At 45.5% G+C, this 25603-nt stretch carries 20 protein-coding genes and 1 riboswitch; of the genes, 13 read left to right on the top strand and 7 right to left on the bottom strand.

All coding sequences use genetic code 11. The features are described from left to right. Nucleotides 1–60: 60 nt before the first annotated feature. Entirely contained in the window at nucleotides 61–4188 is a 4128-nt protein-coding gene (locus FDP09_RS18095; RefSeq protein WP_137404000.1) for a hybrid sensor histidine kinase/response regulator transcription factor, read from the bottom strand. A gap of 504 nt (nucleotides 4189–4692) precedes the next feature. Continuing rightward, a riboswitch (cobalamin riboswitch) is annotated at nucleotides 4693–4889 on the top strand. A 183-nt stretch (nucleotides 4890–5072) separates the two neighbouring features. Here FDP09_RS18095 and FDP09_RS18100 point away from each other — a divergent pair. The 11 genes from FDP09_RS18100 to FDP09_RS18150 all read left to right on the top strand — a co-directional run bounded on the left by FDP09_RS18100 (nucleotide 5073) and on the right by FDP09_RS18150 (nucleotide 14410). Further along, the gene (locus tag FDP09_RS18100; protein ID WP_137404001.1) at nucleotides 5073–6980 is read left to right on the top strand and encodes a TonB-dependent receptor plug domain-containing protein; all 1908 of its coding nucleotides are present in this window, start codon (nucleotides 5073–5075) and stop codon (nucleotides 6978–6980) included. A 178-nt stretch (nucleotides 6981–7158) separates the two neighbouring features. Further along, nucleotides 7159–7515, top strand: coding sequence for a DUF5522 domain-containing protein (locus tag FDP09_RS18105; RefSeq protein ID WP_137404002.1), 357 nt, complete (start codon nucleotides 7159–7161; stop codon nucleotides 7513–7515). After that, a complete protein-coding gene (locus FDP09_RS18110; protein WP_137404003.1) occupies nucleotides 7512–8021 on the top strand; it encodes a bifunctional adenosylcobinamide kinase/adenosylcobinamide-phosphate guanylyltransferase in 510 nt (169 codons plus the stop codon). The genes FDP09_RS18105 and FDP09_RS18110 overlap by 4 nt, the downstream gene beginning before the upstream one ends. Nucleotides 8022–8175: 154 nt before the next feature. Beyond that, a complete protein-coding gene (locus FDP09_RS18115) occupies nucleotides 8176–8910 on the top strand; it encodes a Dph6-related ATP pyrophosphatase (protein WP_137404004.1) in 735 nt (244 codons plus the stop codon). Next, nucleotides 8907–9956 carry a nicotinate-nucleotide--dimethylbenzimidazole phosphoribosyltransferase gene (gene cobT / locus FDP09_RS18120; protein ID WP_137404005.1) on the top strand — a complete coding sequence of 350 codons (1050 nt, stop codon included), beginning with the start codon at nucleotides 8907–8909 and terminating at the stop codon, nucleotides 9954–9956. Before FDP09_RS18115 ends, cobT begins: the two co-directional genes overlap by 4 nt. Before the next feature lie 28 nt (nucleotides 9957–9984). Further along, nucleotides 9985–10791, top strand: a complete 807-nt coding sequence (locus tag FDP09_RS18125; protein ID WP_137404006.1) for an adenosylcobinamide-GDP ribazoletransferase — start codon at nucleotides 9985–9987, stop codon at nucleotides 10789–10791. Then, nucleotides 10776–11309, top strand: coding sequence for an alpha-ribazole phosphatase (cobC, locus tag FDP09_RS18130; RefSeq protein WP_137404007.1), 534 nt, complete (start codon nucleotides 10776–10778; stop codon nucleotides 11307–11309). Before FDP09_RS18125 ends, cobC begins: the two co-directional genes overlap by 16 nt. Before the next feature lie 266 nt (nucleotides 11310–11575). Next, complete coding sequence (locus FDP09_RS18135; RefSeq protein ID WP_137404008.1) at nucleotides 11576–12412, top strand: ABC transporter ATP-binding protein; 837 nt, start codon at nucleotides 11576–11578, stop codon at nucleotides 12410–12412. 4 nt (nucleotides 12413–12416) lie between these two features. Then, nucleotides 12417–13280: a hypothetical protein gene (locus FDP09_RS18140; protein WP_137404009.1), complete on the top strand. Its 864-nt coding sequence runs from the start codon at nucleotides 12417–12419 to the stop codon at nucleotides 13278–13280. Nucleotides 13281–13282: 2 nt separating this feature from the next. Then, complete coding sequence (locus FDP09_RS18145; RefSeq protein ID WP_137404010.1) at nucleotides 13283–13687, top strand: GntR family transcriptional regulator; 405 nt, start codon at nucleotides 13283–13285, stop codon at nucleotides 13685–13687. A 51-nt stretch (nucleotides 13688–13738) separates the two neighbouring features. Next, the gene (locus FDP09_RS18150) at nucleotides 13739–14410 is read left to right on the top strand and encodes a hypothetical protein (RefSeq protein WP_137404011.1); all 672 of its coding nucleotides are present in this window, start codon (nucleotides 13739–13741) and stop codon (nucleotides 14408–14410) included. A gap of 60 nt (nucleotides 14411–14470) precedes the next feature. On the opposite strand, the gene FDP09_RS18155 is transcribed toward FDP09_RS18150, so the two are convergent. From FDP09_RS18155 to FDP09_RS18175, 5 genes are all read right to left on the bottom strand, one after another. Then, complete coding sequence (locus FDP09_RS18155; protein WP_137404012.1) at nucleotides 14471–15496, bottom strand: SMP-30/gluconolactonase/LRE family protein; 1026 nt, start codon at nucleotides 15494–15496, stop codon at nucleotides 14471–14473. 4 nt (nucleotides 15497–15500) lie between these two features. After that, complete coding sequence (locus FDP09_RS18160) at nucleotides 15501–16823, bottom strand: GntP family permease (protein ID WP_137404013.1); 1323 nt, start codon at nucleotides 16821–16823, stop codon at nucleotides 15501–15503. A 211-nt stretch (nucleotides 16824–17034) separates the two neighbouring features. Then, on the bottom strand, nucleotides 17035–18195 hold the full coding sequence (gene dgoD, locus FDP09_RS18165) for a galactonate dehydratase (RefSeq protein ID WP_137404014.1): 1161 nt from the start codon (nucleotides 18193–18195) through the stop codon (nucleotides 17035–17037). Further along, on the bottom strand, nucleotides 18188–18823 hold the full coding sequence (locus FDP09_RS18170) for a bifunctional 4-hydroxy-2-oxoglutarate aldolase/2-dehydro-3-deoxy-phosphogluconate aldolase (RefSeq protein ID WP_137404015.1): 636 nt from the start codon (nucleotides 18821–18823) through the stop codon (nucleotides 18188–18190). The genes dgoD and FDP09_RS18170 overlap by 8 nt, the downstream gene beginning before the upstream one ends. A 3-nt stretch (nucleotides 18824–18826) precedes the next feature. After that, nucleotides 18827–19567 (bottom strand): FadR/GntR family transcriptional regulator, encoded by a 741-nt coding sequence (locus tag FDP09_RS18175; RefSeq protein ID WP_137404016.1) that lies wholly within the window; start codon nucleotides 19565–19567, stop codon nucleotides 18827–18829. Between the two features lie 558 nt (nucleotides 19568–20125). Here FDP09_RS18175 and FDP09_RS18180 point away from each other — a divergent pair. Both FDP09_RS18180 and FDP09_RS18185 read left to right on the top strand, forming a co-directional pair. Continuing rightward, the gene (locus FDP09_RS18180; protein WP_137404017.1) at nucleotides 20126–22960 is read left to right on the top strand and encodes a glycoside hydrolase family 2 protein; all 2835 of its coding nucleotides are present in this window, start codon (nucleotides 20126–20128) and stop codon (nucleotides 22958–22960) included. Between the two features lie 178 nt (nucleotides 22961–23138). Beyond that, nucleotides 23139–23765 (top strand): HPP family protein, encoded by a 627-nt coding sequence (locus FDP09_RS18185; RefSeq protein WP_137404018.1) that lies wholly within the window; start codon nucleotides 23139–23141, stop codon nucleotides 23763–23765. 322 nt (nucleotides 23766–24087) lie between these two features. On the opposite strand, the gene FDP09_RS18190 is transcribed toward FDP09_RS18185, so the two are convergent. After that, nucleotides 24088–25602, bottom strand: a complete 1515-nt coding sequence (locus tag FDP09_RS18190) for a sulfatase (protein ID WP_137404019.1) — start codon at nucleotides 25600–25602, stop codon at nucleotides 24088–24090. Nucleotide 25603 lies beyond the last annotated feature (1 nt).

Consider the following 25603-nt stretch of genomic DNA (forward strand, 5'->3'; position numbering starts at 1 on the left):
GGATAAATCCGAAATCAACTTATCCCAGGGCCAAGGGATATTGGAGAGGTCATAAAAAAATCATCCACCCCTGTGGGTTGCCTCTACTTTTTGCCGGGCATACACAGAGGGCAAAACATGATATTCCGCCTTAAAATGTTTGGTAAAGTACTTGGCATTGTTGTAACCCACCTGATAAGCTACTTCCGCTACGGTAAGCTGGCTTTCGCCCAGCAATTGGGTAGCCCTTTCCAAGCGGATCATCCTGATAAACTCCAAAGGTTTTTTACCCGTCAGGGAAGTGAGTTTTTTGTAGAGATGTACCCGGCTCATGGCCAGTTCACCGCTGAGCATTTCTACCGAAAGCTCCGGATTGTCCATATGGTCTTCCACTACTTTTACCGCCTTTTGGATCAGTCTATCATCGAGGGATTCGAGTTTTACCTCGCTGGTGATAACACCTATTCGCTTCTTGAAGCGCTCCTGTAACAAACTGCGCTCGTTCAGCAGATTCCTGATCCGAAGCAACAACAGCTCCACGTTAAAAGGCTTGGTGATGTAATGGTTCGCACCACTGTCCAATCCTTCCAGCTGCTTCTCTTCAGAGGATTTGGCGGTCAAAAGGATCACCGGAATATGCGAGGTACGAAGGTCCCTTTTCAGCAATTGGCAAAGCTCCACGCCGTTCATTTTTGGCATCATTACATCACTGATCACCATGTCGGGGATATGCTCAAAAGCCATTTTACTCCCCTCTTCACCATTTAGTGCAGTGATCACCTTGTATTCCTCTACCAAGCAGGATTTCAGATAATGCACAAAATCCTCATTATCCTCTACCAACAAGATGGTCTTTTTTTCCGATGTCTCAATCCCATCCATTTCCTCGTCACTTTCATCCAATCCGTTTCCAATATGCTCTATTTCCTCTACAGGCAAGGTCACCGTGAAAGTACTACCACGTCCCAATTCACTTTCCAATAGCACATCCCCATGATGCAGGCGGGCAAATTCCTGCACAATGGACAATCCGATACCACTTCCTTGGTTAAGGCTATCGCTGTTTTCTTCGCCGACATAGTAGCGTTCAAAAATCCGCTTTTGATCCTCTTCTCCTATACCTACACCATTGTCTTGTACGCTGATCGATAGGTTTCCTTTTCCACCTGCTGCATCAGGGTTCTCATAATTCACCATCACCTTGATCTCACCGCCCCTGAAGGTAAACTTAAATGCATTGGAAAGGAGGTTGAAAAGGATCTTCTCCAATTTATCTACATCAAAATACGTAAATAACTGATGCTTGTTGGTCCTAAAGTCCAAGGTGATATTCTTCTTTTCCGAAAGGTCCTCAAAGGACTGGGTGGTTTCACGCAAAAAACCAATCACATCACTTTCCACCGGAGAAAAATCCATGCCCTCCGTTTCGATTTTACGGATGTCCAGCAGTTGGTTGATCAGGTTCATCAGTCGCTTGGCATTTCGCTGAATCGTATGGTAATGGGTCCTAGTATGCGGCTCATGTGTAGATTTCAGTAATTTCTCCACAGGTGCCAAAATCAAGGTCAGCGGGGTCCTGAATTCATGGCTGACATTGGTAAAAAACTTGGTTTTCATTTTATCCAGTTCTTTCATGCGCTTGGCTTCTTCCCTGTCCTGGGCGATTTGGAGGCGGTCTTTTTCCCGGGCAATGATTTCGCGTTGAATCGCTATGATGATCAAGGATATAATGACAAAATACACCAAAAATGCCAATGGAGTTTTCCAAAATGGGGCCAGGACTTCTATATCCAGCATATGCGCATTTTCGCTCCACACACCATCATTATTAGCTGCTTTCACCTTGAACGTATAGTCTCCCGGATCCAAGTTGGTATAGGTAGCCTTGGTCACCCCATCTTCCACCTCCACCCAGTCACTATCAAAGCCTTCCAACATGTACCGGTATTGATTCTTGTCAGAATGGATAAAGTTCAGCGCAGCAAACTCAACAGCAAAAACGTTTTCATTATGCTTCAACACCATTTTTTTGGTTTGGTTGATGTTCTGTTCCAGCACCACTCTACCCGCTATTTTTTCACCTATTTTTACAGACTTGTTAAACAATTGGAAATCCGTCAAAACGATTTTGGGGCTTTCTTCATTCATCCGCATCTTGTCGGGGAAAAATATATTATAGCCATTCGGTCCACCAAAGACCAGTTCGCCCTTGGCCGTCTTCAGTGCAGAATTTTCATTGAACGAATTGCCTTGGAGCCCATCACCGACACTGAAGTTACGAAACGTCAATGCTAAGCTGTCCCCGGCCCTGTCCACCTTGACATGGCTCAGCCCATTGGTGGTGCTCAACCATAAATTGTGCTTGTTGTCTTCGAGGATTTTTACGACGTGGTCAGATGGAAGGCCATCTGAATGGTTAAAATTACGGAACACATCCTGCTCCTGATCAAAGTAGCTCAGCCCTTGGGTAGTAGCCACCCACATGTCACCCTTACTATCCCTAAAAATATCCATGATATTGTTTCCGGCCACCGTTGATGCATTACCGATCTCGTGTTTACGGTAGGCCGCAAATCCGCTTTTCAGGTTGATAATGTCAATACCATTGCCCCCACCAATCCAGAGATTTCCCGCAGCGTCCTCCTCCAAGGAAGAAATATAATCGCAGTGCATCGGAAAACGGCCCTCAGGGCCAATAAAGTGAACGAAGCCATCAATTTGGGGATCATAAAGGTCAAGGCCACTGCGCAAAGTACCCGCCCAGACATTCCCTTCGCTATCCTCGTAAAGCTCCCATACACTTTCACCTGATAGACTGTGGGGATCGTGGACATCAGGCTGGTAATTCCTGAACTGCTGACCGTCAAAGCGGCTGAGCCCCTTCAGATAGGTAGCAATCCACAGCTCACCGTTTTGATCCATCATCAAGTCCACAATGATGTCTCCGGGCAAACTGTTCCTTTTGCCTTCTTGATGCTTGAACTCCGTATATTGCTGGGTCTTCCGGTCATAATACAGTAGCCCGTTTCCGTTGGTTCCTATATAAAAATTACCTTTTTCATCCTCCACAAAACAGTTGATGTCATTGTAGGGAAGGGACTGATTGGACGTCAGCATGTGTTTGACATGTGGAAAACGAATCAATTTCTCATTGTACAAATTGATTCCATTTTTGAAAGTGCCAACCCAGATGATATCCGAACGGTCCTTCATAAGCGCATACACACTGTTGTGTGCCAGGCTGTGGGGGTTTTCGGGATCATGTTGGAGGTATTTCACGGTCATGTCTTCCTTATTCAGAACGTTGATGCCCCCGTGGTCGGTACCGATCCATATTTCGTTCTTTTTGTTTTCTACAATTCCCCTTACCTGATTATTGTTCAACTTTGCTTTTTCGGAATCGGTATGAAGGTGATGCAAGCGATCAGCATAACTGTCAAAATAAAACAGCCCTTTGCCATTTTCATACAGATAGATCCAGGCATCATCATCACTGTCGATAAAAATGTGAAAATCATCCGTAAAGTTGACGTTGGAATCGGCAAAAAGCTCTATCCGCCTCCTGACTTTTAACGAATCGGCCTCTAGGATATCCACTGCCCCATTGGAATAGACCAGCCAGTACTCACCTTTGGAGTTTTCTGCCACAGCAGAAACGTAATTATAACTGATAGAAGAAAGGTTTCCTTCTTCGTGCTTCAGGCTGCGCGTCTCTTTGGAGACTGGATCATAAATGCTGACCCCTTGATTGGGGTGGCAAAACCAATACCTTCCCTGCTTATCTTGATACACTAAATGAACCGCCAGGCTCCCAAAACCATACCGTTTGGAATACTGTGAAATGGAAGTGCTGAAGGTTTCGGTGGCAGCATCATAAACCTCAACAACATTGTTGCGGTTAAGCAGCCAAAGCTCGCCCTCAGGGCCGGGCATGATTTTGCGGATACTGTTTTCGGAAAGGGATGTGGTGTCGTTGGGGCGGTTTCTGAAAACTTTAAATTCTTCACCATCATAGCGGTTGAGGCCAGAATTGGTCGCCATCCAAATGTAACCAAGCTCATCTTGGTGGATATCAGTCACACTGTTATTGGACAGTCCGTCTTCCACGGTGATCGCCCCAAACAGGTAGTTGCCCTCCTGTGCATATACACTGGAACGCCCTATCAGCAATAAATAAACATACAGCAAGCTTGCAAAAAAACGAATCATCTGGCTATTGGGTCATTGGGTATTGCCAATATAGTGTAAACTTTACCTCAAATCAACTAAATTGTTTCCCTGCGAAATACTAAATGCGTTTATATCTGCCGTTCCTACGGAACTTACACTTTTGTGTGTAATCATTTTTGGTACAGGTTGTCACCTGCACCTTCTATATGACCCTCCGCCAAAGGCGGATTAGGCAGGATGCTCAGTTGCTAACGCATATTCAGGGTTTAACCTCAACCAAATCAACTCATCATTCTTTCAGCCCACCCCGCCATTCGGCAAGATAGACTACTGCGGTTTCCAATGTACAAATCGGGGCAAAGTGCCAGCGGCACGATAAATTTTGTAACCTGCGGATTCATCCGCAGGAACTTAAGCGCTCCTCAACCTCCCGAAGGAGTGCCAGCGGCACGGATGATAGCTAGGCCTACACGAAATTAGCATGAAATGGGATTGCCACACTTGAAAACCACCTTCCATTACCACTTCCCCACAAAAAACCTTATCTTTGCGCCAGTTTTTGGTACCTATCCCTCTTTTGGAGGAATAGGTTAATAGGGAATCCGGTGAAAATCCGGAACTGTACCCGCAGCTGTAAGCTCCCAAAAGCAACTGGTAACCAAGCCACTGTCCGACATATCGGATGGGAAGGCGCCAGGTGTGGAGCAAGTCAGAAGACCTGCCATCAACTGTTATAATTCAGAGCTTTCGGGTGAAAGGCTATGAAACTTCAACGGATCTTTTCGATGATGAGGTCTTCAGAAGTTCCATGTGGGCAATGTATTTCTTCATTGCATGCATGAAAATATCTTTAGCGCTGAGGATATTTTTACAGTTTTCCCAGAAAGTTCATAGTGTCCAATTAATAACGCATAAAACACGCTATGAACAAACACATTATTTCTTTTCCAAAAAAGAAAGGGCTTCTTCCCCTTCTTCTCACAGGCATTTCCCTTTTGAGTGCCCCTGCAAACGCACAAGATACCCAAGACCTGGATGAAGTCGTCGTGACGGGTACCAAATTTGAAATCCCGGTCGAAAAATCCGGAAAGACAATTTACAAACTCGACCAAAAGGACATTGAACGAAATGCAGGAAAAACCATCCCTGACTTGCTCAATGAGGTGCCCGGTATCCAAATAGACGGAAACTACAGCGCTCCGGGTACCAATATCAGTTATTTCGTCCGAGGTGCAAGTTCCAAAAACACCCTGATCCTCATCGACGGCCATCCCATCAACGACCCCTCATTGGCAGATGCGACCTATGACCTGAGGCTCCTCCCACTGGACCAAGTGGCCTCTATCGAAGTCTTGCGTGGTGGGCTGAGCACGCTGTACGGTACCGGAGCCTCTGCAGCTGTGATCAATATCAAATTAAAATCCGGCAGTAAGGCCAAAAAATTCGGGGGATCAGCAGACTTTAGCGGAGGTTCATTCAATACTTACCGCGGAAACCTCAGCCTTAATGGACAAACGGAAAAGTTCAACTACCTCATTTCGGGAAGCCTATACCATTCCCAAGGTTTCTCTGCGGCTGCAGATACCGTTCCTGATACCGAATTTGGAAAAGACGGTATAGATCGAAAGGATTTAATGGTAAAAATGGGCTATCAGTTCTCGGATCGATTTAGATTGGATTTTCTTTCGGGCTATGATGCGATAAAAGCAGATTATGATGATGGCCCTTTCTTAGATACCAATAACCTACAGACCAGCAATCAATTACGATTTGGCCTTACCCCTACCTATCGATATGCAAAAGGTAATATCAAGCTCAAAACAGTTTATAATGTCAATGAGCGTGAATTTATCAGTAGCTTCCCTTCAGAATATGAAGGGAGAAACCTCCAACTTGACCTTACCCAAGAACATCAGCTGTTGGAAGGTCTTAAGGGATTGTGGGGAGTCAATGTTCAGCAGCTGTCGTATGAACAACCCGGAGAATTGGCCTTTGAGGACAATCAGTTTACCTTGATCGACCCCTATGCTTCATTCTTCTATGACGCTCCTAGCGGTTTTAACATCCATGCAGGTGCCCGCGTAAATACCCATTCTAACTATGATCCCAAATTCATCTATAATGTCAATCCCAGTTACCTTTTTGACATTTCAGACAAGGTTTCAGCAAAAATCCTCGCCTCTGTAGCCACTTCCTATGTCACCCCGACCCTCTACCAGCTCAATTCCCCCGATTATGGAAACCGTGAGCTAAATCCTGAGGAATCCTTAAATTATGAACAAGGCATATCCTTTTATGTAGGTAATCAATTCACCTTTAACCTAGTTCATTTCACCAGGGATGAGTCCAGTCCAATCGAATTTGTCTCCTTATTTGATGAAAACGGCGGATACATCGGAGGGGAATATCAAAATACCACAGATAAGCGAAGAGTAGAAGGATTTGAGGCGGATTTCTCTTGGCTGGTGAATCAGTATTTTAGCATGACAGCAAATTTTGCGCACGTCAGCACGGACAAACCTGAAACCTTTTACCGGGTGCCCGGCAGCAAATGGGGCATGGCCTTTAATGCCAAGCCTGCTGAAAACACCCAGGTTTCCCTAAAATATAATTATACCAGTAAACGGACGGTTTATGATTATGGAGTAGGTGGAGCATTTGACCTGGACAGCTATGGACTGGTGGATTTATTTGTACAACAGGCCGTATTGGACAATAAACTGAATATTTACGGTGGAGTAAACAACCTGCTGGATGAAGACTTTACTGCCATCTATGGCTATACCACCCGGGGAAGAAACTTCAGCGTTGGTGCGCGGTACCAGTTTTGAGATGTGAGATTTGAGTCTTGAGACTAAATACAAAAAAGGCCTCGTCCCCCATTTAGGGGGTAATCCTGATCCCTGTACTGAACGTGCCGAAGGGTGAAATCAGGAAAGTATATATAAAGAAAACTAGATGGACGCCATATAGCTTCTAATGTAGTAAACTAATGGAAAGGCTGACACAATGATCAAAGAAAAGCGCTGCCCAAATTGCCAAAAAGCTTTTGCCTGCACGACGGAATGTTGGTGCAGTGCTTTTCCTCCTATTGTCCCGCTGGAAGAAAACAAAGGCTGCCTATGCCCTGACTGCCTTAAATCCGCCATACAGGATCGCATCAGTCACTGGACCACCAACCTCAACTCCAAAAAGATCAAAGCAATCCAAAAAATGGGAAAACCCACTTCCCTGATCGAAGGCATCGACTACACGATCAATAAACAGGGTTTTTATGTATTTTCGAGTTGGTATCTGCTCAGGCAGGGCAAATGCTGCGGTAACGGATGCCAAAATTGTCCATATGAGAAATTCAGGAAAACATGATTTACTATATTACAGGTGGCGAACGCTCAGGAAAGAGCCGATATGCACAGCAATTGGCCGAGAGGCTATCAGCATCCCCAGTTTACCTGGCCACTTCCAGAATATGGGATCAGGATTTTAAAAAACGGGTGGACAGGCACCAAGCAGACCGCGATGGACGATGGACCACCATCGAAGAGGAAAAATACATTGGCCAAGTGGATATGGCGGAAAAAGTCATTGTAATGGATTGCGTGACCCTATGGCTGACCAACTGGTTTGCTGATTCAAAAAGTGACATCGAAAGCTGTCTGGACAGTTGTAAATCGGAAGCTGACCAGTTGTTTTCGAATGCCCAAAAAGGCACCTTGATCATCATTTCCAATGAGATCGGCATGGGACTGCATGCCCAAACGGAAGTAGGCAGAAAGTTCACCGAACTGCAAGGCTGGATCAACCAGTACATCGCCAAAAGGGCTGACAAGGCCATTTTTATGGTTTCTGGACTGCCCATAGAACTAAAGTGATGTATTTAGATGATCGCGAAGCACAGAAAAATAGCCATGTTGTCATCAGCATTCATTGATATCACCATGCGAAAACCAATTTAAATGAATCAAAAAAACAGCGTCAAAAGCATCCTGTCAAAATCAAGAACCTTTCACGCTAATGCAAACCAAAATGACAAAAAGTGTATTCAACTGGAGTGGCGGCAAGGACAGTGCCTTGGCACTTTACCATGTATTGAAAGATCCCCACATTTCTGTGGAAAGGCTTTTGACTACAGTCAATGGCCATCACCAACGCATTTCCATGCATGGTGTACGGCGGGAATTGCTGCATGCCCAAGCGAAAGCAATAGGACTACCTTTAGATGAACTCCTACTTCCAGGAATGCCTAATATGGACACCTATAACCGGTTAATGGGTGATAAAATGGATGACATCAAGCGGGGCGGTATTGTCCAAAGTATTTTTGGTGACATCTTCTTGGAGGACCTTAAACAGTATCGTGAAGAAAAACTCGCCAAGGCTGGACTAAAAGCCCTATTTCCCCTTTGGCAAAGAAACACCAAGGAGCTCATCGCTGAATTTTTGGATTTGGGTTTTAAAACCATTGTGGTCTGTGTAAAAACAGATCTGCTCCCCGAGGATTTTGCCGGAAGGATAATCGATCACGATTTTCTAAAAGATTTGCCCAGCTCCGTAGATCCGTGTGGTGAAAACGGAGAGTTCCATACCTTTGTTTTTGACGGCCCCATCTTCTCCTCGCCCATACCATTCACTATGGGCGAGCAGGTTTTGCGCACATATGAGGCTCCCAAAAACCAAAAAGACGGCTGCTACGCTTCTGCTGATGAACAGCCACCAGAAATTGGTTTTTGCTTTCAGGACTTAACACTTTCTAAAAAATGACAGAACTCCACATTGCTCCTTTGGATCATTCACTTAAAGGTGATTTACAGCAAAAGATTGACCTTAAGACCAAACCCATCGGTGCATTAGGGAACTTGGAAAACCTTGCCCTGCACCTTGGATTAATCCAGCAAACCTTAAATCCATCACTGAACAACCCGCATATCCTGGTCTTTGCAGGAGATCATGGGATCGCCAAAGAAAACCTCGTAAACCCTTATCCGCAAGAGGTAACCTATCAGATGGTCATGAACTTTCTGAGTGGAGGAGCAGCCATAAATGTGTTCGCCAAACAACACCATTTAGCGCTAAAAATCATCGACGCGGGTGTCAACCACGACTTTGGCGATCTGCCCAACCTGATCCATGCAAAAATCGCCAAGGGAACGGCCAATTACCTCATGGAGCCGGCCATGACAGCAAGACAGTGCTTGGACGCCATGCAAAAAGGCGCCGAACTGGTAGAACGGGTTTATCAAGAAGGCTGCAATGTCGTTGGGTTTGGTGAAATGGGCATCAGCAATACCTCTTCTGCTGCCCTTATCATGCATACCGTCACGGGCATGCCTCTGGAAGAATGTGTTGGCAAGGGCACGGGCACTAATAATGATCACCAAAAAATCAAACTTCAAACACTATCAAAAGCCATTCGTTTACAAAACCACATTGACAAGAAAGACCCTATACAGATTTTAAGTACATTTGGAGGCTTTGAAATAGCCCAACTGTCTGGTGCGATGTTGCATGCCGCCAGCAAGGGAATGGTCATTTTGGTAGACGGCTTTATCACATCTGCTGCATTGCTGATCGCTAAAACCATCAATGCCAATGTCCTGTCCTATTGCATATTTACCCATTGCTCCGGTGAAAAGGGCCACGCCACCATGCTGGAGTATTTCAAGGCAAAACCATTATTAAAACTTGGAATGAGACTTGGCGAAGGTTCGGGTGCCGCCTTAGCCTACCCTATCGTGGCTTCAGCTTGTGCGTTTTTAAATGAAATGGCTAGTTTTGACACGGCAGGGATCAGTAAAGAAAACGAATAACCTATTAGACTTTTACCCTTCACAAAATATGAGGAAAGAACTACAGGCTTTTTTTACCGCGTTGATGTTTTACACTAGGATTCCATGCCCCTCTTGGGTGGACCATTCCGAAGAATATTTGCAGTTATCCAGGAAGTATTTTCCGCTGATAGGATGGATAGTAGGTGGTGCCTCAACCCTCGTATTGATATTGGTCTATCAGGTTTTGCCGGTCACCATTGCCCTATTTTTATCCATCGCCACGAGCGTAATACTTACAGGTGCATTTCATGAAGATGGATTTGCCGATACCATGGATGGATTTGGCGGTGGATGGACCAAAGAAAAAATCCTCTTGATCATGAAGGACAGCCGGATCGGCACTTTTGGAGCCGTTGGATTGATTTTCATTTTTACCATCAAATTTCTGGGGCTGATGGAATTGGCCAAAATCATTCAACAGAACAGCTATAGCTTTGAGTTTTACCAATGCATCATCGCTTGTTATATCTCAGGACATTCGATAAGCAGGTTTGTTGCCCTTACTTTTTTCAAAACGCACCAATATGCCAAGATAAATGATGAAGTCGGCAGCAAATCCAAGCCCATTGCCAAAGGAAACTTCCCGACAAGGGACTTGTTTGTCGCATCTGTTTTCGCCTTTCTCCCCTTGGCACTCTTCCAAAATTATGCGTTTTTCTTGGCCATCATCCCGTGTTTTATCGCCAAATGGTGGATGGGCAGGTGGTTCCAGAAATGGATCGGTGGCTATACTGGAGATTGCCTGGGAGCTGTTCAGCAAGTCACGGAGGTCGTTTTCTATCTGAGCCTACTCATCATATGGAAATTTATCTGATCCGCCACACCAAACCGGCTATCGGTAAAGGGATCTGCTATGGGCAGAGCGACCTTGCCTTAGCACCTACTTTCAGCAAGGAAGTAGAAATCATCACCTCAAAACTACCTCGGACACTAGCCCCTTTTGCCATTTTTACCAGTCCCTTGACCCGCTGTTCTCAACTGGCAAAGGCACTTTTCCCAAGGCATGATGTAAAAGCAGATTCGCGATTGATGGAACTGCATTTTGGCACTTGGGAAATGAAATCCTGGAATGACATCCCTAAGGAAGAGATCAATCCCTGGATGGAGGATTTTGTCCGGGTTCCCTGTCCTGGTGGCGAAAGCTACCGGCAGCTTTATGACCGCTGCGTGGCCTTTATCACCGAGCTCCAACAGCAAAAAACAGACAAGGCCATCATCATCACCCACGGCGGCCCCATTCGCGCCATCCACGCACTTTTCAAGGACATCCCCTTAAAAGACTCCTTTTCGCTTAAAGTGGGCTATGGAGAGGTTTTAAAATTGGAAAATTGAAAGATTGGTTGGGCGATTCCTCCTCGTTTGTCATAATCCTCCTCGTTTGTAATGTGGAGGATTCTGCCCCTATATAAACAAAGATTTCCCATTCCCCTTACAACTTTCTCTCGCAACTACACAGTTCATCCTCGTTTGTAACGTGGAGGATCGAGAAGGGCATTTGCAATGCCCCTAACCAACTTTCCCTCACCACTACTTGCATTTTAAAAACTTTATCAGTTTATTTACTGTCATAATACACTATGACACTAAAACAGTAAGCCATGATTTTGTTAAACCAAATGAGTTTTGCCTACCGAAAGCAAGCTCCACTTTTCGATCAGATGGACTGGGAAGTCCAGCCCGGCCAGGTCATTGGGCTCCTAGGGAAAAACGGCGCAGGGAAATCCACTCTAATGGGACTATTGGCAGGACTCTTAAAGCCAACATCCGGCGACATCCAAGTCAATGGGTATCGGCCTTTTGGTCGCTCTCCCCTTTTCTTGCAGGAGTTGATTTTATTGCCGGAGGAGAATTTTCTACCAGAAAAAAACACCATGCAGCGGTACATAGGCTCACTGGCAGCTTTTTATCCCCGCTTCGACAGAGCAAAGATGAACCAGTTGCAAAAGGATTTTGATTTGCCCTATGATCAGAAGCTCGGGAGGATGTCCTTTGGCCAAAGAAAAAAATTCTTGATAGCTTTTGCCATTGCTTCGGACTGCAAACTTCTGCTACTGGATGAGCCTACCAATGGCCTGGACATTCCTTCCAAAAGCCTCTTCCGGAAAATTGTCACAGCCAATATCGAGGATGATCAAACGGTCATCATCAGCACGCATCAAGTGAAGGATGTCGAAAACCTCATTGACAGGGCAGTCATTGTCAACCACGGAAAGGTAATCTTCGATGAGGAAATGCTCTCCCTTAGTGACCAATGGTATTTTGGTTTTGGTTCACAAGCGGATGAACACAGCGTATATGTAGAGAAAAGCATGGGAGGCTATCACTATATCGCTCCGCTTAAAGCTGACCAACAGCCATCACAGATCTCATTGGAAATACTTTTCAATGCGGTAATCATCAACCGTCTCCACACGCCAAAACCCGTAAACGCCTAAAGCCATGAAAAAAGAAAATGAATTCTTCAGTTTAAGGAGATTTTCCCAACTGCTTAAATATGATTTTAACAATAACCGGCTTTATTATATTGCCACTGTTCCCATTGCCATGCTTATCATGGCGCTTCTCTTCTGGTATGTCTTCCCTGATTTACCAAAATCTACTGACGCTTTATACGCTTCACCAGGTTGGAGAAGCAAGAATTATATCCCCATGTTATTTTTAGGATATATTATCTTCGGAATATTTATTGTCGGTAAAAGTTTTCCTTCGTTTCGCAATAGCGGTTCGGTAACGAGTTTCCTAACCCTTCCTGCCTCCACTTTTGAAAAATATTTGGTGCAGTGGATAATAAGGATTGCCTTATTCTTGGTACTTTACCCGTTGATCTTCCAAATTACCGCCAATGTCACTGCTGACCTTTATTTGGAAAATTATAAATCATTCCTTTTATCCAATAACCTCCCCATGGACAAGCTTCCGGGAATTGATAAATTCAGGTTCTTTGACCTTTTTGGAGATGCCAATGAAGCTACGATTGGAAGGATCAGCATCATCTGTATGGGAGTATTGGGAGCCTCTTTACTGTTTCTCGGCAGCACCATTTTTAAAAAGTGGAACCTGTTCTTTGGGCCACTTTCTATACTTGTAATGATCTTTTTTATATATGCATACTTGTGTATCGTATCCTATTTTATCGTACCTGAACAGTCAGATTTTTGGGTAATCGGCTTTAAGGGAAACCAGCCTGCGTACTTTGATGAGGAGATTCCTTTGATAGGACTCAGTGCCCTAATCATAGCTGCAATTGGTGCAATAACCTGCTGGCTGGCCACCTACTTCCGTCTAAAAGAAAAACAAGTGTAACCATGGAATTCAACGAATCCAGAAATATCTTCCTCCAGATCGCTGACTGGCTCTGTGACCAAATCCTCCAAGAGAAATTTGCTCCTGGCGAGCGGGTGCCTTCTGTCCGGGAGCTCGCAGAAGATATGGAAGTAAACCGCAACACGGTCATGCGGACCTATAGCATCCTCCAAGATCAAGAGATCCTGGACAATAAACGCGGCATTGGTTTCTTCGTGGCAGAAAAAGCCCCGCAAAAGATCCATCACCGGCAAAAAGCCGCTTTTATCGAACATGAGCTTCCCCTGCTGATCCACCGGGTAAAAGTCCTTGGACTTTCGGCGTTGGACTTAAAACCACTTTTGAATATTTTAGATGAAAACAATCATAAAATCGAGCATGACGAAAAACGTCACACTGGGAAATGAACATCGACCATGTAAGATTCCATATGACCATTAAAAAGCAATTATATACATATGAAAACAAGTAATAAAATCCTTTTTGGCTTTGTGATGTTTGCCTTGGCAGTACAGACCACCTGCATTGTCATCGCAAATAACAAGTCAAATGAAATAAGCAAAAAAGCTCCTGAAATACTCAAAGAAGTAGCCATGGATCGTCCCATCACCACGCTGAGCATCGCCGCCACCGCTTGGGTAAACCTACATAAGAGCTCTGAAAACCACATTACCATAACAAGCCGAGGAGCTAAGCCTGAAGGAAAATATGACATCACTTTCTCCAATGACACCTGTTATATCCATTCATCAAAAGGTGATTGGCGGGAAAATATCGTGGTCAAGGTAAATTCAAACCAAATCAAAAACATCATTATTAAAACCGCAAAAGGCATGGCCGTCAATGGAAAATATGATTCACTATTTGTCGATAATTGGGGCTCCCGTTTCCAAATTTCCCATGACAGCCATGTAAATTACCTCAATATCCACGGTATAAACAGTTCCAATAATCAGTTGGTCAATATAGACTTCCTTGACCTGGATTTACGAAATGCCAAAATCAATGGAAATAATATCAAGAACCTAACCAACATCAACCTCCAAAACAACAGTGAACTGACCGTTAAGGGTCTTCCGGATTTTTCCGAAATCAAGAAGGATGAAACATCAAAAATCACATTTGAATAATCATCATCCCCCCTCGTTTGTAACGAGGGAGATGATAGACTTTGTTTGAAACGAGGGGAATCACTTCAAACCCACGCGCAAAATATCCCCATCCGCTGTCAGGTAAAGCTGCCGGTAATCGGCAGAAAAGGCACAGTTGGACGTCAACTGGCCGGTATGGATCTTTGCCAGAACTTTTCCTTCTAGGCCAAAAACCCAAACTCCTCCAGGTCCTGTGGCAAACAAATAACCATCCGGATGCATCTCCATTCCATCCGGAAGACCATTAGCTACCTTGGCTTTTTCGGTAGCATCATAGAACAATTCACGTTTCCCCACCTCACCAGGCTTTTCTATGGCATAGCGGTACCACACGGCCTTCTTATCATCAGAATTGGCCACAAACAGGTACTTTTCGTCTGGTGACAGTGCAATGCCATTAGGCCTGGACAAGGAATCCAGCAAGATCAAATCACCATCCATTTTCAGACAATAAACGCCCTGAAAAGACAATTCCTTTCCGGCATATTGGGGTGGTAAGCCATAAGGCGGATCGGTAAAGTAAAGATTGCCTTCCCGGTCAAAAACCCCATCATTGGGGCTGTTGAAGCGTTTTCCACGGTAGTTGGCCACCAAGGAGACAAACTCAGAAGATGGCGCATCCAAGCCTGCTGTCATTTTGGCCACCCTCCTGTCGCCATGCTGCATCAGGACCAATTGGTTTTCATGATTCAGCAAAAGGGCATTAGAGCCAGGTTCTCTGCTGTAGGTTCCTTCCCCAGAATAGCCAGATTGACGAAGGTAAGTGCTGGTATCGCCATCTGCTGTCATTTTGTACACCTTATTCTGGGGAATATCCGAAAACAACAAAAAGCCTCCATCTTCAATCCACAGCGGCCCTTCTACCCAATCAAAGCCAGCAGCCATCCGCTGGATTTTGGCATTCGGAGCGATGACCTGCAAGGCTTGATCATCCAGGATTTCAATGGAAAAGGGTGAACCGGATATTGCCGCAGTGTCCCGCTGTATGTTTTCAGCTTTTTTGTTGTTTGAGCAGGCCAAGGCTGTTCCTAGCAAAGCGCCCATGAGAATTGGTCTTACGTTCATCTTCCTATGCTACTATTTGAGTGATAATATAAATCAATAACATGGCGCTCACGCCAAAAACAAAGGTGCCAGCCGTTTGTACTTGGTAACCTTGCTTTACGTTCATTCCCGTCAATTGGGTCAGGACCCAAAAAAAGCTGTCATTCACATGGGAGGCCACTGAAGACCCTGCCCCAATAGCCAACACGGTCATGGTCTGCATAAAAGCACTGTCAAGTCCCAGAAAGGACATCAATGGCGCACAAATAGATGCCGTCGTCACCAAGGCCACGGTACTGCTTCCCTGGGTGGTTTTTAGGCAAGCAGCCAAAAGAAAGGGCACAAAAAGACCCCATTTGGCCCCTTCAAATCCTCCTGTAACCGCCTCTGCCAAGCCTGATTCCTGTAGCATTTTACCGAATATTCCGCCAGCTCCGGTAATGAGAATGATCGGTGCAGCCACTTTCAAGGATTCGCCTATCCAGCCAGATGAAGAAAAGACGGTTTCATCCAGCTTTTTGGGCAATAGCAAGGAAAGGATCACTCCTACCAGCAACGCAATTGCCGGTGTTCCCAAAAACAAGCATATGCGCACAAGAAAGCCATTTCCCGGATTCACGGTAGGATATTCCAGTACTGATTTTACCAAGATCAATAGCAGGGGAATTAAAATGGCCAAAAGTGATTTCCACAAGGGAGGTTGTTCTTTCGCGGGAGTAACCACTTCTATCAAAACGGCAACACGGAGTTTATCGGCTACTTTTCGGGCATAAAAATAACAGGGCACAAGGGCAATACTGCTCACCAATACCCCCCAAAGGATCACATCCCCCAAGTTGGCACCCAGTATCCCTGCCGCAGCAATTGGTCCTGGAGTGGGCGGTACCATTACATGGGAAGCGGTCAATCCCATCGCCAAGGCCGCTGTCGTTCCGGCGAATGACACGCCCGCTTTTTTTGAAAGCATCTTGTTCAAGGGATTCATCATCATCAGGGCGCTGTCCGCAAATACCGGTATGGACAACACATACCCTGTCAACATCATCGCCAGATGAATGGATTTTTTACCGATCAACTGCAATATCCGATTGGCCATGACCAATGCTCCACCCGACTTTTCCAGGATGGTACCGATCGTCACTCCAAAAAGAATAATCAAGCCGATTTTCCCCAAAATCTCCCCAAAACCTATATTGATCGCTTCTACCATTTGCTCCCCAGACATCCCCGCAGTAAAACCATAGGTAAGGGATGCCAGTATTAGCATGAAAAAGGGATGTACTTTAAATTTGACGATCCCTGTGATCAAAACTGCCAGCGAAAGGATCAAAGCAATCAAATAGGTCATTGGAGTTTAGGGTTATGGGTTTAAAGGTTGTATGTTGTAAGGTTATAAATTTGAAAGGTTTTGTAGCGTTTACCTATCGCTTTAGCCGCTATCTTCGGCTACGCTCAGGGATCGGAAGAGAGCGGAACCGAAAGTAATTTCCGAATACAAACCAAGGAGCAGCACAGCATCATGATACGTTTTACTTCGTACCTTGTACTTAATACTCCCCTCACCATTCGGCAAAGCTTCCATCAGTATTTCGCCAAATGGGGTTGGCCCAGCTGTGGCCTATTTTCTGTCCTTCCCGCAATTTGTCTTCATCCATCTCTACGCCCAATCCTGGTCGATCAGTTAATGCGATATAGCCATCTTTCAGCTCAAAGACCTCTGGGTTTTTGACAAAATCCAACAGGTCAAAACCTTGGTTATAGTGAATTCCCAGGCTGCTTTCTTGGATGATTGCATTGGCAGAAACAACATCCACATGCAGTGCCGAGGCCAAAGAAATCGGCCCCAAGGGACAGTGCGGTGCCAAGGTAACATCATAAGCTTCCGCCATGGCAGCAATCCTGCGCACTTCAGAGATTCCACCAGCGTGGCTCAGGTCTGGCTGAATGATATCCACCACGCCTTGATGCAGGATTTCCTTGAAATCCCACCGTGAAAACATCCGCTCTCCCGTAGCAATGGGAATGGAAGAATAACTATAAATATGCCTTAAAGCATCGTTGTTTTCGGCCAGTACCGGCTCTTCGATAAACATGGGGTTAAATGGGGTCAATTCATCAATGAGACGCTTGACCATGGGCTTGTGCACGCGACCATGAAAATCCAGGCCAATATCCAGCTGGTCACCAAAATGTTCGCGAATCAACTGTATATTTTCGACCACCTTCTTTGTCTCCTTGACTGAAGAGACCCAATCCATCTCACCGGTGGCATTCATTTTGACGGCTTTGTATCCGGCATCGACCTTTTCTTGCGCTTGTTCCAAAACCACCTCGGGATGGTCTCCTCCGATCCAGCAGTACATTTTCATTTTTTGGCGCACCGCCCCTCCCAGCAATTCGTAAACGGGCACGTTCAAATATTTACCTTTGATATCCCAAAGTGCCTGGTCGATGCCTGATAGCGCACTCATCAAGATCGGCCCTCCACGATAAAAGCCACCCCTGTAAAGCACTTGCCAAATGTCCTCAATTTCATTGGCCTGTCTTCCGATCAGGTAGTGTTCCATTTCACGGACGCAGGCTGCTACGGTGTCTGCCTTTCCTTCTACTACTGGCTCCCCCCACCCGATCAGTCCTGATTCGGTGGTGATTTTTACAAAAAGCCATCGTGGCGGCACTTTGAACAGTTCAATCCGTGCAATGGCTAACTCCTTATTCATATTGTTTTATTTTAGCTACATACTTCCTGGCATTGTGGGCGACAATCTCTTCGGTGAGCTTCAGTCCATCGATATGTGTCAACACACTCCCCAAGCCTAGCCCATCTGCCCCTGCTTCCATCCATTTTTCCATGTCCTCCAAATGGATTCCCCCTACGGCAAAAAAACGAACCTTATCAAAAGGTGCTTTGATCGCCTTTAAATACCTTGGACCAAAATTCCCTGCGGGAAACAGCTTAATGATATCAGCTCCCTGTTCTATCGCTTCCCCTACTTCTGTGGGGGTCAATGCGCCCATGACGACCGGAATATCGTGATCATGTGCTACAGAAATGACTCCAGCATGGGTGTTTGGGGAGACCAAAAACTGTGCTCCTGCATGGATGGCCTCAATGGCCAAATCCCTGTTGGCCACCGTACCCGCACCGATCAAAATGTCTGGATAGCGCTTCCTGTTTTTCTCGATCATGGCTGCAAAGTCAGGACTGTTGGAGGTGATTTCCAACACCTTGATGCCTCCGGCCACTAGCCCCGTGATCAACACCGGAAGAGTATCCGCATCATTGACACGAAGGATCGCGATGAGTTTCTCCTGAAGAATTATTTCAGCTACTTCTGCTCTGTTCATACTTTATGACCGGTCAATGGATTTGGTAAAATGAAGGTAGTTTTTGCGGGTATCGTGCAAATGCTTTTCCATGGCTTCCTGCGCTCCAAAAGGATCTTGCCGGATTATTGCTTCCAAGACATGCCGGTGATGCTTGAGCATATTGGCTTTTTCAGCTTCCAGGTTCCCGGATGCGGGTTTGGCAAAGACATTCATCTTGAATTTTGGCATTAGGTTAAAAACGGGATTCAGCAGCAATTTCAGGACGCTATTACCCGTAATGGAAAGTAAAATTCGGTGAAAGTCGTTATCCAGTTCTGCTTCGGTCTTTTTATCCTCCAATTCACATTCTCTCATCGCTATCATATTTTTCTCCAGCAGCTGAATATCCCTCTGACTGCGTTTCATGGCTGCTTCAGCGGCTATTCTGGGCTCCAACACACGCCTTGCCTCGATCGTCTGTAACATCAAATCCTTGTCCGAGGAAAGTTCAAAGAACGTATTTAGCATCTCCGAGGCATTCTGGACGCTCACTTCTGAGACAAAAGCACCACTGCCCTTTTTTACTTTGACCATTCCACGTGCACTTAGCGTCTTAATTGCTTCCCGAATGGCAGTCCTACTGACATTAAAAATCTTGCATAGCTCATTCTCCGTGGGAATCCTTTCCCCTGGAAGGTATTTCCCTTCCTTGATGGATCGCATCAGGGCTTCCTCCACCTGAGCACTCAGGGATTTCCGTTTACCTATCTCACTAAATTCCATGTGTAAATGATTTTCTCCAAGATATTAATTTGTCATACATCATACAAGTTATAGCGATTTAAAAATTGCGGGTACGATTTTCTCTTTAATTCCCCATTCCAATCCCCCATTCTCGCGAACTCCTGACTTCACCCTTCGACAGCCTAAGGACAGGACTCAGGAACAATTTATATGGAGTCAAAGACTCATCTCTTACCAAATCTGGGGCAAAGCTCCACCAAAACCGTTTACTAAAACTCTCTAGTGTTCCTCTTTGATCCAAAACAACCCCAGCTCGCCGCCAAGGTGAGGATGCACTTCCCTGATTAGTGTTGACCGGATTAATATTAGTTTTCATTATTATATTTATGGTAATCGCTAGTCATTTACTAAAATCCTATTGTGTTTCTCTTTGCTCCAAAACAACCCCACCTAACCTCCCCGCCGCGGCGGGGAGGACTCAATACATTTGTCTCACATCTCTCTACTTAATACTACTTCCCCCCCAATGCAGAACAGTTTTCTGGGAACTATGTGTTTTTTTTGAATGAAATAGGTAATTACAACCCAAAACATTCAATGACAATACATATGATTTACCCACGCCTGCACGCGTATGTAACCAAAGGAGCATGGTTGTTTTTTCTGCTCTTTACCTTTACACTAAACGCTCAACAGACTGAAAAGCAGCTCCTAAGTGGCACCGACAGCAAAAACACCGTGACCTGGGATTTTTTCTGTACAGGTGGAAGAAACAGTGGAAAATGGACGACCATCGATGTTCCCTCACACTGGGAACAAGAAGGTTTTGGCACCTATAACTATGGCCGTGATTATGTCACATACGGCAAAAACTTCCAATTTGCCGATGAACAAGGCAAATACAAACACACTTTTACCGTACCCGATGATTGGCAAGGCAAAACCATTGAACTGGTTTTTGAAGGCTCCATGACGGACACAGAGGTGAAAATAAATGGTCAATTGGCCGGTGATATCCATCAAGGAGCATTCTATCGGTTTAAGTATGACATTACGGATAAGCTCAAATTTGGAGAGGAGAATCTTTTGGAAGTTACTGTCAGTAAAATGTCCGCTGACCATTCTGTAAACCGTGCAGAACGGTATGCTGACTATTGGATCTTTGGTGGTATTTTCAGGCCAGTTTACTTACAGGCCATGCCGAAGCAGCATATCGCCCAAGCGGCCATCACAGCTGAAGCGAATGGCTCATTCAGCGCAGAAGTAACCCTCGAAGGCTTGGAAAAAAATGCCGAACTGGCCGCCACCATCACCGATCAATCCGGCAACATCGTCAGCCAATTTATAACCAATGCCAAAAAGAAAGACAAAAAGGTCGTTATTTCAAAAAAATTGGATGAGGTAAGCACTTGGACTTCAGAAACGCCCAACCTATACCACCTTACACTGAGTTTGGAACGCAAGGGAGAACAGCTACATGAAATCCATGAGCGTTTTGGCTTCCGAACCATCGAGATCAAGCAAGGTGATGGCATATATGTGAATGGCACCAAAATCAAACTCAAAGGTGTCAACAGACATGCCTTCTGGCCCGAAACAGGGCGGTCTTTGACACCAGAAATTAACCTAAACGATGTCCTCTTGATCAAGGAAATGAACATGAATGCGGTGAGAACGGCGCATTATCCTCCTGACCCTTCCTTTTTGGACTACTGTGACAGCTTGGGCCTTTATGTGATGGACGAACTGGCAGGATGGCAAAATGCCTACGATACCGCCCCCGGTGAAAAATTGGTCAAAGAATTGGTCGAGAGAGACCTCAACCACCCTTCCATCCTTTTCTGGAGCAATGGCAACGAAGGAGGCACCAATAAGGAATTGGACGACGACTTTGGGATGTACGACCCTTCGGGACGGCCGGTGCTTCATGCCCATCATCGCCCCGGCAATTCGCACAATGGTGTGGATACGGATCATTACGAAAATTATAAGAGCTTGCAAAACAAGCTGAAAGACACCTTGATCTATATGCCTACCGAATTCCTGCACGGCCAGGATGATGGCGGCGGTGCGGCAGGACTTACCGATTACTGGGAATTGATGTGGAAATCCAAGTTGTCCGCTGGAGGCTTCCTTTGGGTGCTGTCCGATGAAGGTATCATCCGCACAGACATCCACAACAAAATCGACGTCAACAGGCTCAATGCTCCTGATGGATTGGTCGGCCCTTTCCGCCAGAAAGAAGGTAGTGTATATGCCATCAAGGAAATCTATTCCCCTGTCCATATTGAAAAAATCAAGGACATTTCCAATTGGAATGGCGAGCTTCAAATTGAAAACCGATACCATTTTACCAACCTCCAAGAAGTGACCTTCGATTGGAAACTGGTAGCGTTTAATGCCATTGACAACCCACAAACCGGATATAAGGTCGTAAATTCGGGTAAACTGAATGGACCTGACCTGGCTCCTACCGCTTCTGGAAACTTACACCTTCCCTTGCCTGCTGACTGGAAAGCGCAAGATGCCCTGATGCTCACCGCTACGGATCCACACGGTGAGGAAATCTATACCTGGTCATGGCCTATCCAACCCAACCAAAAACTGATCAAAGAAACCATCATGGCAGCGGGAGATGAAGCCAGCAAAGTGGAAGACCAAGACAGTGTACTGACCATAAGCGGTGGAAAGTTTGCCTTGACATTCAATAAAGCAGACGGGAAACTCATTCGCATCAAAAAACCTTCAGGTCCAGAACTTTCTTTCGGCAACGGTCCAGTCTTCACAGAGGGAGAAATCAGCGTGAAGGATGTACATTATGAAGAAAAGGATGGTAAAGCTGTGTTCAAAGTAAATTATAATGGAGCCCTGAAGTATGCTGAATGGAGCATTGCCGACAACGGCTGGGTAACGCTCGATTATGAGTATGAATTGCCAACAGGAGACTATGCTTATCCGGGCATCAGCTTTGATTACCCAGAAGCCAATGTCATCAGCGCCAAATGGCTGGGGAAAGGCCCTTTCCGTGTCTGGAAAAACCGTCCGCAAGGAAGGTTTGACGAGCACCAAAACATGTACAACGATACCCACACGGGGGCTACTCCCTGGGAATATCCTGAATTTAAAGGATACTTTGGGGACATAGCTTGGATGGAAATCAATACCGCCCAAGGGAAATTCTACGTAGTGGCCAAAGAGCCAAACCTCTATGTTCGCTTGTTTGACTTCTATGGCATCTCAGGCCCCAGGGGCTATCCTGCACTTCCTGAAGGAGACATTTCTTTCTTGGATGCCATCCCTGCGCTAGGCAGTAAGCTGGCATTGGGGATCACCGGAAACGCAGGAGTCTATGGCCCCATGGGCGAAAACACCCATTTGGATGGACCGGTCAAAAGAACGTTATATTTCTATTTTGGCATACTTCAAGACTGACCAATCATATTTTATCGATTACTGGATGCGAAGCCGGGGAAGGAAACTTCTCCGGCTTTGTTTATGATATGTATCCATCCCATATCATCACTTTTAGTTATAGGCGATAAGAAAAAGGATAAGGCAAAATCCAAAAAGCTTCTATACTTTTGCCCTTTCATTATAATGTTCCCAAGAAGTGAAAAAAGTCAATCGAGGATATCGAAAAGCCCGTTACGTAGTTTACAAACAAACCATCCTCAATCCAATTGACCACTTATGGACGTTTGTCGGTGGTTTTTTGGGTATCGGTTGTATTGCGTTTATCCAGTCAGAACTGCATCACTTTTCAGTATTGGAAAAAATATTCTTGATCGGCTCCTTCGGTGCTTCGGCAGTGCTGGTATATGGCGCTACCAACAGTCCTTTAGCACAGCCCAGAAATCTGATATTAGGACATATGGTAAGTGCTTTTGTGGGGGTTTCAGTGATGAAGACCATTGGCCAACTGGACATCTTCTGGCTGACCTGTGCCACGGCGGTTTCCCTGGCCATCATTGCCATGCAGATACTAAAAGCCCTTCATCCACCTGGCGGTGCCACAGCCCTGATCGCTGTGATCGGCACCACGAAGGTAAAAGCACTCGGTTTTATGTATGTATTGAGTCCTGTTTTTTCAGGAGCCATGATCCTTTTGATTATTGCGCTGATCATCAACAACATTCCAAAAGACCGCCACTATCCCTACAATCCAAAAGTATCTCCCTATATGGGCAGAAGAAAAAAGTATTGGCTGAATATTCAGCGGACACTGGGGATTCGGTAGTTTTTTTGGTATGTGGTATTTGGTATGTCGTCATCGTAATTGGTAACGCGTAAATTGTACTATGAAGTACACTGTCCATCGTTAATGGTAGCATCCAATGACCCTTCATCAACATTGGTCACACAAGCTTAGGCGTAAACAACATCGCTGAGAGCGCATTCTCATTGACGACGTGCATGCCTTGCTCCTATAAAATCAACCATCATAAGCCAAGGCCAAGTTACCTGATATTGCTCGTAGGTAACTTGGCCTTCCAAATTGCTTACTTGGTTTTGGTCCCGTTCATTAGGTTTTCCAGCTTCATTTCGTCACGAAAACAAAATCATGGGAGCCTTTTTGCTTTTGGATATTGGTTCAGTTTTGCTACGAGGGCTTTGATTACTTCTGGATTTTCTGCCGCAATGTTCTTCGTCTCTTGATCATCTTCCTGATAGTCATAAAGTTCATAGATCACTTCTTTACCTTTGTCTTTCGTATGCGTCCATCGGACCATTCTGTAGCGATCCGTTCTGATGGCTTCGCCCAAATATCCTCCACGGTTGAAGGCATGGTAAGCGTGGTCCTTGATGATGGTCTGGCCATTGTTCAAGGTCGGTGATAGGTCTATGCCGTCAATCGGCTGAGGGCCCTTAGGGCGATCCAAGCCTGCCAGAGAGGCCAAGGTCGGGAAGATATCCACAGTTTCGGCAAACTGCTTGGTACTGCTTCCACTGGCCGTCACACCAGGTGCCCTGAAAATGATCGGAATTCGATTGGCCTGCTCATAGTTGGTGTGCTTGGTCCAGATGGCGTGGTCTCCTAGATGCCACCCATGGTCACCCCAAAGCACTACAATGGTGTTTTCATCCAGATCCAATCGCTCCAATTCCCTCAGCACTTTGCCCACCTGGGCATCCATATAGGTCAAACTGGCATAATAACCGTGCACCAATTTTCGCTGCAAGTCTTTTTCATACACATGCTGGTGATTGGGAATAGGAAAAAATTGGTTGATCTCCCCTCCTCTTTTGACAGCAAATTCGGGAGCTCCCTCAGGGCCTTCTTCAAATTCTGCTAACGGAAGACTTTCCGGGTCATACATATCCCAGTATTTTTGGGGTACGCTAAAAGGTAAATGCGGCCGGGCAAATCCCACTGCCATAAAGAAAGGCTGATCCGGCTCTTTGCTCAGATCACGCAGCCGGTCAATGGCATGACGGGCCACGCGACCATCAGCATATGCTTCATCTGTCACATCTGGACTTTCCCAGGCCGCTCCCCTGGGAAGTTCATGGTTAGGCGGAGTCCCTTCGATGTACATAGGTGTGTTTTCGAAATAAGCCTCTTCACGGGTCAGCTGTCCATTGGTGCTTTCTGGATCCACATATTCAATCACTTTTTCTTTCCAATGTGGAATACTCCAGGAAGCGGCATCATTGGTATTGCCATGGCCGATATGGAAGACTTTGCCCATGGACTCGGCATGATACCCTGCCGATCTGAAATACTGTGGCATGGTCACCGCATCTGGAATGACATCTCTAAATTCCTTGCCAAAATCATATAGTCCCGTGCTCGTAGAACGAGCGCCCAAGATCAAATTATAACGGCTGGAAACACAAACAGCCTGATTACAATAAGCCTGGTCAAACCGCATCCCGCTATTGGCCAATCCGTCAATATTAGGACTGATGGCATGCTCATCACCATAAACCCCCAAATTGGGCTTAAGATCATCCACTAATATCAATAGGATATTTGGTTTTTCCTTTTGCTGGGACATTGCTGAGGTCCCAACAAAAATCAGTATCACCAAAGGCACCCAGTTCTTCATTACTTTAAAACAACTCACTTTCATG

It is taken from the genome of Echinicola rosea (genome assembly GCF_005281475.1).
In the GTDB taxonomy this organism is placed as follows: Bacteria; Bacteroidota; Bacteroidia; order Cytophagales; family Cyclobacteriaceae; genus Echinicola; species Echinicola rosea.

Bases quoted from the DNA above. Each gene is read 5' to 3' on its own strand.
- FDP09_RS18095 (WP_137404000.1), bottom strand. From the start codon at position 4,188: ATGATTCGTTTTTTTGCAAGCTTGCTGTATGTTTATTTATTGCTGATA.
- FDP09_RS18100 (WP_137404001.1), top strand. From the start codon at position 5,073: ATGAACAAACACATTATTTCTTTTCCAAAAAAGAAAGGGCTTCTTCCC.
- FDP09_RS18105 (WP_137404002.1), top strand. From the start codon at position 7,159: ATGATCAAAGAAAAGCGCTGCCCAAATTGCCAAAAAGCTTTTGCCTGC.
- FDP09_RS18110 (WP_137404003.1), top strand. From the start codon at position 7,512: ATGATTTACTATATTACAGGTGGCGAACGCTCAGGAAAGAGCCGATAT.
- FDP09_RS18115 (WP_137404004.1), top strand. From the start codon at position 8,176: ATGACAAAAAGTGTATTCAACTGGAGTGGCGGCAAGGACAGTGCCTTG.
- cobT (WP_137404005.1), top strand. From the start codon at position 8,907: ATGACAGAACTCCACATTGCTCCTTTGGATCATTCACTTAAAGGTGAT.
- FDP09_RS18125 (WP_137404006.1), top strand. From the start codon at position 9,985: ATGAGGAAAGAACTACAGGCTTTTTTTACCGCGTTGATGTTTTACACT.
- cobC (WP_137404007.1), top strand. From the start codon at position 10,776: ATGGAAATTTATCTGATCCGCCACACCAAACCGGCTATCGGTAAAGGG.
- FDP09_RS18135 (WP_137404008.1), top strand. From the start codon at position 11,576: ATGATTTTGTTAAACCAAATGAGTTTTGCCTACCGAAAGCAAGCTCCA.
- FDP09_RS18140 (WP_137404009.1), top strand. From the start codon at position 12,417: ATGAAAAAAGAAAATGAATTCTTCAGTTTAAGGAGATTTTCCCAACTG.
- FDP09_RS18145 (WP_137404010.1), top strand. From the start codon at position 13,283: ATGGAATTCAACGAATCCAGAAATATCTTCCTCCAGATCGCTGACTGG.
- FDP09_RS18150 (WP_137404011.1), top strand. From the start codon at position 13,739: ATGAAAACAAGTAATAAAATCCTTTTTGGCTTTGTGATGTTTGCCTTG.
- FDP09_RS18155 (WP_137404012.1), bottom strand. From the start codon at position 15,496: ATGAACGTAAGACCAATTCTCATGGGCGCTTTGCTAGGAACAGCCTTG.
- FDP09_RS18160 (WP_137404013.1), bottom strand. From the start codon at position 16,823: ATGACCTATTTGATTGCTTTGATCCTTTCGCTGGCAGTTTTGATCACA.
- dgoD (WP_137404014.1), bottom strand. From the start codon at position 18,195: ATGAATAAGGAGTTAGCCATTGCACGGATTGAACTGTTCAAAGTGCCG.
- FDP09_RS18170 (WP_137404015.1), bottom strand. From the start codon at position 18,823: ATGAACAGAGCAGAAGTAGCTGAAATAATTCTTCAGGAGAAACTCATC.
- FDP09_RS18175 (WP_137404016.1), bottom strand. From the start codon at position 19,567: ATGGAATTTAGTGAGATAGGTAAACGGAAATCCCTGAGTGCTCAGGTG.
- FDP09_RS18180 (WP_137404017.1), top strand. From the start codon at position 20,126: ATGACAATACATATGATTTACCCACGCCTGCACGCGTATGTAACCAAA.
- FDP09_RS18190 (WP_137404019.1), bottom strand. From the start codon at position 25,602: ATGAAAGTGAGTTGTTTTAAAGTAATGAAGAACTGGGTGCCTTTGGTG.